The sequence below is a fragment of the Pseudomonas sp. NPDC089569 genome (assembly GCF_050280625.1).
In the GTDB taxonomy this organism is placed as follows: Bacteria; Pseudomonadota; Gammaproteobacteria; order Pseudomonadales; family Pseudomonadaceae; genus Aquipseudomonas.
The window spans coordinates 1-8,562 of the sequence record NZ_JBNNVQ010000158.1 but is presented as its reverse complement, the minus strand read 5'-3'; the positions used below and the strand labels follow the sequence as shown (position 1 = coordinate 8,562).

The window sequence follows — 8,562 nt, the reverse complement described above, 5'->3', positions numbered from 1 at the left end:
TGATCCAGGACATGGGCTTCGATGTCCTCTACTTTCCGCCGATTCACCCGATCGGCCGCAGCTATCGCAAGGGGCGCAACAATGCCTTGACCGCGTGCCGATCGAGCTGATCTCCGGAATGGTGTAGATGCCGGTCGGTACGTCATTGACGAAGCGCCAGCTACCATTGTCGACGATGCTGCCGGCAGCCGAACGGCCCTGGTCATGGGCGGCACTGGCCAGGCTCGGCCAGCCGATCACATCACCGGCACCATAAATGTTCGGCACGCATGTGCGATAAGCCTCGTCGACTTCGATCTGGCCACGGCTGTTGACCTTCACGCCGATGTTTTCCAGCCCCAACTGATCGGTGTTGCCGGTACGGCCGTTGCACCAGAGCAAGGCATCGGCCTTGATCTTCTTGCCGGACTTGAGATGCAGGATCACGCCGTTGTCCACGCCTTCGACGCGGTCATACTCTTCGTTGTGGCGAACGGTGATGTTGTTGTTGCTGAAGTGGTAGCTCAGGGCCTGGGAGATTTCCGAATCCAGGAAGCTCAGCAACTGGCCACGGTTATCCACCAACTCGACCAGAACCCCCAGGCCGCTGAAGATCGAAGCGTATTCGCAACCGATCACGCCGGCGCCGTAGACGATGAGTTTGCGCGGAGTGTGGCCGAGGCTCAGGATGGTGTCGCTATCGTAGATGCGCGGGTGGTGGAAATCGATGTCGGCCGGACGATAAGGGCGCGAGCCGGTGGCGATGATGATGTGCTTGGCCACCAGTTTTTCCACCACGCCGTTGGCGCAGACCACTTCCACGGTTTGCTCGTCGGCGAAGCTGCCGGTACCGAAGAACACGTCGACGCGATTGCGGGCATAGTAGCCGGTACGCGAGGCGACTTGTTTGGAGATGACTTTTTCAGCGCTTTTCAGCACGTCCGGGAACGAAAACCAGCGCGGCTCACCAATGGCCCGGAACATGGGGTTGGTGTTGAACTGCATGATCTGCCGGACCGAGTGACGCAGTGCCTTGGAGGGAATCGTGCCCAAGTGGGTGCAGTTGCCGCCGACCTGGCGACGGCTGTCGACCATCGCCACCTTGCGCCCTGCCTTGGCGGCGTTCATTGCCGCGCCTTCTCCCGCCGGGCCGGAACCCAACACCACCACGTCGTAGTTGTAGACAGCCATGCGTACTCCTCAGAACAGGCCGTGGCGCCATCGGCGCCTGCGGCTAAATCACGCCGATCGGCGGCGTGAAGGAACAATTTGGGGTCAGTGCAGAACCCGGACACAGTCTATAGAAGCGTCAACGCCGCGCACATTAACCCTTGGTAGCGTCGTAGGCTACTTTTGCCTGCACTACAACGCCAGTTTTCGATGCTGGAACACCGCAATCACTGGTTTTTCTCGCCACTCAGGCGTGCAAAAGCGTGACTGGTGCGTGTGACGAAACCTGTATCGGCACGAATCACAAAGAATGCGCCGATATCATGTTTTTCCGCGTAATCCCAACCGCGTTCGGGGCCGAGAATCAACAACAGCGTCGACAGGCCATCGGCCATCAACGCAGAAGGATGAATCACGGTAACGGACGCCAGTGCGTGCGTGATCGGTGCACCGGTACGCGCATCGAACGTGTGGGAATAGCGCTGCCCGCCCTGCTCGAAGTAATTGCGGTAGTCACCGGAGGTGGACAGGCCATAACCATCGACAGCAATGATGCGCTCGGCCACTTGTTGATCGTCACGCGGCTCTTCCAGCGCAATGTGCCATGGCGAACCGTCGAGTTTCCTGCCGGCCGCCTTGAGCTCGCCAGTGGCTTCGGCGAGGTAGTCGTGGATACCCAGCGCCTCCAGTCGTGCAGCAATGGTATCGACCGCATAACCGGCGGCGATGCTGTTGAAGTCGACTTCGACCGCAGCATCCTTGCACAACTGATCACCGTTGATATGCAGATGGGCGTAACCGACGCGTTGCCGCACCTCGGCAAGCGCTTGCGCGGTCGGGACTTTTTCTTCACGGGCCTGAGGACCGAACCCCCACAGATTGAGCAGAGGCTCCACGGTCAAATCGTAGGAACCTTCACTTTGCTTTGACAGCTGCTCACCGACGCGCACCAATTCGAGGACCGGCGCTGGCATCGTCTGACAGCGATTGGCGGGCAATGCATTGAATCGCTCAATGTCCGAATCGCTGCGATAAGTCGACATTTGCCGATCGACTTCGGCAAGGATCCTTTCAACTTCGACACGCACCTGCTCCTGCGCGGGAAGGCCGGCGTGGCGTACATACTTGATTGAATACGTACTGCCCATGGTCGGGCCGCCGAAACTTTCCATGGAGTCGCCATTGCCGCAAGCCGTCAGCGACCCCAGCAGGACCAGGAAAAAACCCTTCCACCCTTTCGACAATTGCCACCTCTCCCGAACGCTCCTCGACACAACGCCAAGGCCCGCGATTATGCGATAGAACGGTGGGAGCGGGCTTGCTCCCAAAGCTCATCAGGGTCACCTGAAGGTCGTAATTCGCTCAAGTGCGCAATCCATGGTGCGTAATGGCTATATCGTTTAAGCAGCAAGCTAACTAAATGTTGCCTACCCACACTTCCACACATATTGTTACAAAATGCCGCCAAAGGGAGACTGTCTCATTAGCGGCAGCGAGGGATGTGTCTAAATCAGGGAAGCCAACCAGACAACCAAGAGCGAGTACGTCCAAATGTCCTCCAATACGGGCAAAGGCAAAGCGATTTTTCGCGTTGTCAGTGGCAACTTTCTGGAGATGTTCGACTTTATGGTCTACGGCTTTTACGCCACGGCCATCGCCAAAACCTTCTTCCCTGCCGACAGTGCTTTCGCTTCCCTGATGCTTTCGCTGGCCACCTTCGGTGCCGGCTTCCTGATGCGCCCGCTGGGAGCCATTTTCCTCGGTGCCTATATCGACCGCCATGGCCGTCGACAAGGTCTGATCATCACCCTCGCCTTGATGGCCGCCGGTACGATATTGATTGCCTGTGTGCCGGGTTACGCCACCCTCGGTGTTGTCGCCCCACTGATCGTTCTGTTCGGCCGACTGCTGCAGGGTTTTTCGGCGGGAGTTGAACTGGGGGGTGTATCGGTGTACCTGGCCGAAATCTCTACACCGGGGCGCAAAGGCTTCTTTGTCAGTTGGCAGTCCGCCAGTCAGCAAGCTGCCGTGGTGTTCGCCGGCCTGCTGGGTGTTGGTTTGAACCATTGGCTCAGCCCTGAACAGATGGGTGATTGGGGCTGGCGTGTGCCGTTCCTGATTGGCTGCATGATCGTGCCGGTGATTTTCGTGATACGTCGCTCCCTGGAGGAAACACCGGAATTCCAGGCACGCAAACACCGCCCGACCCTCAGGGATATCGTCCGTTCGATCGGTCAGAATTTCGGTATCGTCGTCGCCGGCATGGCCTTGGTGGTGATGACGACGGTCTCGTTCTACCTGATCACTGCTTACACGCCGACCTTCGGCAAAGCCGAACTGCATTTGTCAGACATGGATGCCCTGCTGGTGACCGTGTGCATCGGTCTGTCCAACTTCTTCTGGCTGCCGGTGATGGGTTCGGTATCGGACAAGATCGGACGCAAGCCCCTGCTGGTGGCAGCAACAACGCTGGCGATCCTCACGGCCTACCCGGCGCTTTCCTGGCTGGTGGCCAACCCAAGCTTCAGCCATCTGCTGATCGTTGAACTCTGGCTGTCGTTCCTCTATGGCTCGTACAACGGTGCCATGGTGGTCGCCCTGACCGAAATCATGCCGGTAGAAGTTCGTACCACCGGTTTCTCACTGGCCTACAGCCTGGCAACGGCAACCTTCGGCGGTTTTACCCCGGCTGCGTGTACCTACCTGATCCATGTGCTCGACAACAAAGCGGCGCCCGGGATCTGGCTGAGTGCGGCGGCGGTGCTGGGGCTGATTGCGACGCTGGTGTTGTTCCGCGGCAACAAGCATGAGTTGCGCACAGCACGCGCAACCATGGCAGGCGGCGCCTGAAAAGATTCGCGGGCAAGCCTCGCTCCTACAAAGATTCGCGCCCCGCAGGAGCGAGGCTTGCCCGCGAATAGGCCGGCTCAGCCACTACACATTTCGGATCGAGAAACAAAAACGCCCCGAACAAATCGGGGCGTTTTCATGTGCAGCTAGGGCTTAGCGCGGGAATGCTGGCGGGTTTACACCGGCCATGTCTTCCATCACGCGAACCACCTGGCAGCTGTAACCGAATTCGTTGTCGTACCAAACGTACAGAACAACGCGGTTATCCTGGGTGATGGTGGCTTCCGCATCCACCACGCCGGCGTGGCGCGAACCCACGAAGTCGGTGGAAACCACTTCCTGCGAGCTGACGTAGTCGATCTGCTTGTGCAGGTCCGAGTGCATGGCCATCTGGCGCAGGTACTCGTTGATTTCGTCGCGGGTGGTGGCCTTTTCCAGGTTCAGGTTCAGGATGGCCATCGACACGTTCGGCGTAGGAACACGAATCGCGTTACCGGTCAGCTTGCCCTTGAGCACTGGCAGTGCCTTGGCGGCGGCAGTGGCGGCACCGGTCTCGGTGATCACCATGTTCAGCGGCGCGGCACGGCCACGACGGCTGCCCTTGTGGAAGTTGTCGATCAGGTTCTGGTCGTTGGTGAACGAGTGAACGGTTTCGACGTGGCCGTTGACGATGCCGTACTGGTCATTGACAGCCTTGAGCACCGGCACGATGGCGTTGGTGGTGCAGGAAGCGGCCGAAATGATCTTGTCGTCAGGGCTGATGTCGCCATGGTTGATGCCGTGCACGATGTTCTTCAGCGCGCCCTTGCCAGGTGCGGTGAGGATCACGCGGGCAGCGCCCGGGCAGGCCAGGTGCTGGCCCAGGCCGTCGGCATCACGCCATACGCCGGTGTTGTCGACGATCAGAGCGTTCTGGATGCCGTACTGGGTGTAGTCGACTTCGCTCGGGCTCTTGGCGTAGATAACCTGGATCAGGTTGCCGTTGGCGGTGATGGTGTTGTTGGCTTCATCAATGGTGATGGTGCCATCGAACGGACCATGAACCGAGTCACGACGCAGCAGGCTGGCACGCTTGACCAGGTCGTTCTCGGAGCCCTTGCGGACTACGATGGCGCGCAGGCGCAGGCCGTCGCCGCCACCGGTTTTTTCGATCAGGATGCGAGCCAGCAGACGACCGATACGACCAAAGCCGTACAGGACAACGTCGGTGCCTTTGCGCGCGGAAGCGTTCTGTTGGCCAACCACGTCAGCCATTTCTTCACGCACGAACTGCTCGGCGCTACGGCCGTTGCCTTCTTGCTTGAATTTGTTGGCCAGCTTGCCCAGGTCCACCGAAGCGGCGCCCAGTTTCAGCTCGCTCATGGCCTTGAGCAGCGGGAATGTCTCGTGGACAGAGAGTTCGGTTTCGTCGGTTTGGCGATGACGGGCAAAGCGGTGCGCTTTGAGGATCGAGATCACCGAGCGGTTGATCAGGCTGCGGCCATAGATCGAGCTCACCACGTTGTTATTGCGGTAGAGCTGACCGATAAGCGGAATCATCGCTTCTGCGAGTGCTTCACGGTCGATCCATTCACCAAGACACTGGTCGGGCTTCTGAGTCACGGGAACCTTCCACATGTAGGGGCAGAAAAAAGGGGCTACATTATGCCGCCGAGAGCCCCACGTAGCAATGCGCGCCTGTCGTACTATCCGTAACAATTTCCGGTTCAAAAAAATCGCGCCTCGCGGCAAGCCAGTAAAACCGGGGCTTTCAGCACAGTCAATTTTTCGGCAACGCTGCGGCCATGTCTGTAACCCTCCGTAACACACGCCTTCCAAGGCACTACATTTGCCTCCAAAAAGCACTGCTTTTTGTCATTACCACTACATTTTGCGCAGAGCGCTTATATAGACACAGTCAGCAACTGACAGCCGGCACCCGAGGCCGTTACAATTGACGACTTTGTCGCAACGCTTGGAGCTCAACCTTCCGTGCCCGTTCTGCGTCTACCGCATCTCCCTGCCGAGGCAGGCAAACAGCACTGGGGCAACCTGCCCGGTGCGACCCTGAGCCTGGCCATCGCCGAGGCCGCCAGCGCTGCCAGGCGCTTTACCCTGCTGCTGACCGCCGATAGCCAAAGTGCCGAACGGCTGGAACAGGAGCTGGGCTTCTTCGCCCCGGATTTGCCTGTGCTGCATTTTCCCGATTGGGAAACCCTGCCCTACGATCTGTTTTCGCCGCACCAGGACATCATTTCCCAGCGTATTGCCAGCCTGTATCGGCTGCCGGAGCTGATGCATGGTGTGCTGGTGGTACCGATCACCACCGCCCTGCACCGCCTGGCCCCGACGAAGTTCCTGCTGGGCAGCAGCCTGGTGCTGGACGTCGGCCAGAAGCTTGACGTCGAGCAAATGCGCACCCGACTCGAAGCCACCGGGTACCGCTATGTCGATACGGTGTATGAGCATGGCGAATTCACCGTGCGCGGCTCGCTGATCGATCTGTTCCCGATGGGCAGCAAGTTGCCGTATCGCATCGACCTGTTCGACGACGAAATCGAAACCCTGCGCACGTTCGATCCGGAAAACCAGCGTTCGATCGACAAGGTCGACTCGGTCAAGCTGCTGCCGGCCAAGGAATTCCCGCTGCAAAAAGAAGCGGTAACCCGCTTCAAGTCGCGGTTTCGCGAACGCTTCGATGTCGATTTCCGTCGCTGCCCGATCTTTCAGGATTTGAGCAGCGGAATTACTCCGGCCGGCATCGAGTACTACCTGCCGCTGTTCTTCGAAGAAACCTCGACGCTGTTCGACTACCTGCCCCAGGACACGCAAGTGTTTTCCCTGCCGGGCATCGAGCAGGCAGCGGAGAATTTCTGGAACGACGTACGCAATCGCTATGAAGAGCGCCGCGTCGATCCATCCCGCCCCTTGTTGCCGCCCGCCGAACTGTTCCTGCCGGTAGAAGACTGCTTCGCACGCCTGAAGAACTGGCCGCGAGTGGTTGCCAGCCAACAAGACCTGGAAACCGGCATCGGACGCGAGCGCTTCCCCGCCCGCGAACTGCCGAACCTGGCCATTGAAGCCAAGGCCTCTCAGCCATTGGCTGCACTGTCGGGATTCCTCGACGAATTTCCCGGACGCGTGCTGTTTACCGCCGAATCTGCCGGTCGCCGCGAAGTCTTGCTGGAGCTGCTGGAACGCCTGAAGCTTCGACCGAAGACCGTCGATAGCTGGCCGGACTTCGTCACCAGCAAGGAACGCCTGGCAATCACCATTGCACCACTGGATGAAGGCTTGCTGCTGGACGACCCGGCCCTGGCGCTGGTTGCCGAGAGCCCGTTGTTCGGCCAGCGCGTGATGCAGCGCCGTCGCCGTGAGAAGCGCGCCGACGCCAACAACGACGCCGTGATCAAGAACCTCACCGAACTGCGCGAAGGCGCGCCGGTGGTGCATATCGATCACGGCGTTGGTCGCTACCTGGGCCTTGCGACACTGGAAATCGACAGTCAGAGCGCCGAATTCCTCGCCCTGGAATACGCCGAGGGCGCCAAGCTTTATGTGCCGGTAGCCAACCTGCACCTGATCGCACGCTACACCGGCAGCGACGATGCCCTGGCCCCGCTGCATCGCCTGGGCTCCGAGACCTGGCAGAAAGCCAAGCGCAAGGCTGCCGAGCAGGTGCGCGACGTGGCGGCCGAACTGCTCGACATCTATGCGCGTCGCGCGGCCCGCGAAGGCTACGCCTTTGCCGACCCGAAAGCCGATTACGCCACCTTCAGCGCCGGTTTCCCGTTCGAAGAAACGCCGGACCAGCAGACCACCATCGAAGCGGTGCGCGAGGACATGCTCGCACCCAAGCCGATGGATCGCCTGGTGTGCGGCGATGTCGGCTTCGGCAAGACCGAAGTGGCGATGCGCGCCGCGTTCATTGCCGTACATGGCGGCAAGCAAGTAGCGATTCTGGTGCCGACCACCCTGCTGGCTCAACAACACTACAACAGCTTCCGCGACCGCTTTGCCGACTGGCCAGTGACCGTGGAAGTGATGAGTCGCTTCAAGTCGGCCAAGGAAGTGAATGCGGCGGTCGCGGACCTGGCCGAAGGCAAGATCGACATCGTCATCGGCACGCACAAGCTGCTGCAGGAAGACGTGAAGATGAAAAACCTGGGGCTGGTGATCATCGACGAAGAGCACCGTTTCGGCGTACGCCAGAAAGAGCAGCTCAAGGCGTTACGCAGTGAGGTCGATATCCTCACCCTGACCGCCACGCCCATCCCGCGTACCTTGAACATGGCCGTATCGGGCATGCGCGACCTGTCGATCATCGCCACGCCGCCGGCTAGACGCCTGTCGGTGCGCACCTTCGTCATGGAGCAGAACAAGAGCACGGTCAAGGAAGCCCTGCTGCGCGAGTTGCTGCGCGGCGGCCAGGTCTACTACCTGCACAATGACGTCAAGACCATCGAGAAATGCGCCGCCGACCTTGCCGAACTGGTACCCGAAGCGCGGATCGGCATCGGTCACGGACAGATGCGCGAGCGCGAACTCGAACAGGTGATGAGCGACTTCAACCACACGCGCTTC

Annotated in this window: 5 protein-coding genes; 2 read left to right on the top strand and 3 right to left on the bottom strand. The window is 59.8% G+C overall.

Annotated features, from left to right (window positions below; genetic code table 11):
- On the bottom strand, nucleotides 1-1,170 hold a 1,170-nt coding region (gene sthA, locus ACQKP2_RS30735; RefSeq protein ID WP_427582076.1), incomplete at its 3' end, for a Si-specific NAD(P)(+) transhydrogenase.
- A gap of 206 nt (nucleotides 1,171-1,376) precedes the next feature.
- Nucleotides 1,377-2,321: an FAD:protein FMN transferase gene (locus ACQKP2_RS30730; RefSeq protein WP_427582077.1), complete on the bottom strand. Its 945-nt coding sequence runs from the start codon at nucleotides 2,319-2,321 to the stop codon at nucleotides 1,377-1,379.
- Nucleotides 2,322-2,700: 379 nt separating this feature from the next.
- On the opposite strand from ACQKP2_RS30730, the gene ACQKP2_RS30725 reads away from it, so the two are divergent.
- The gene (locus tag ACQKP2_RS30725; protein ID WP_427582075.1) at nucleotides 2,701-3,999 is read left to right on the top strand and encodes an MFS transporter; all 1,299 of its coding nucleotides are present in this window, start codon (nucleotides 2,701-2,703) and stop codon (nucleotides 3,997-3,999) included.
- Between the two features lie 153 nt (nucleotides 4,000-4,152).
- On the opposite strand, the gene ACQKP2_RS30720 is transcribed toward ACQKP2_RS30725, so the two are convergent.
- Entirely contained in the window at nucleotides 4,153-5,616 is a 1,464-nt protein-coding gene (locus ACQKP2_RS30720) for a glyceraldehyde-3-phosphate dehydrogenase (protein WP_427582074.1), read from the bottom strand.
- Between the two features lie 354 nt (nucleotides 5,617-5,970).
- Between ACQKP2_RS30720 and ACQKP2_RS30715 the strand changes: the two genes are divergently transcribed.
- Nucleotides 5,971-8,562, top strand: a 2,592-nt coding sequence (locus ACQKP2_RS30715; RefSeq protein WP_427582073.1) for a transcription-repair coupling factor, incomplete at its 3' end; no start/stop codon positions are given.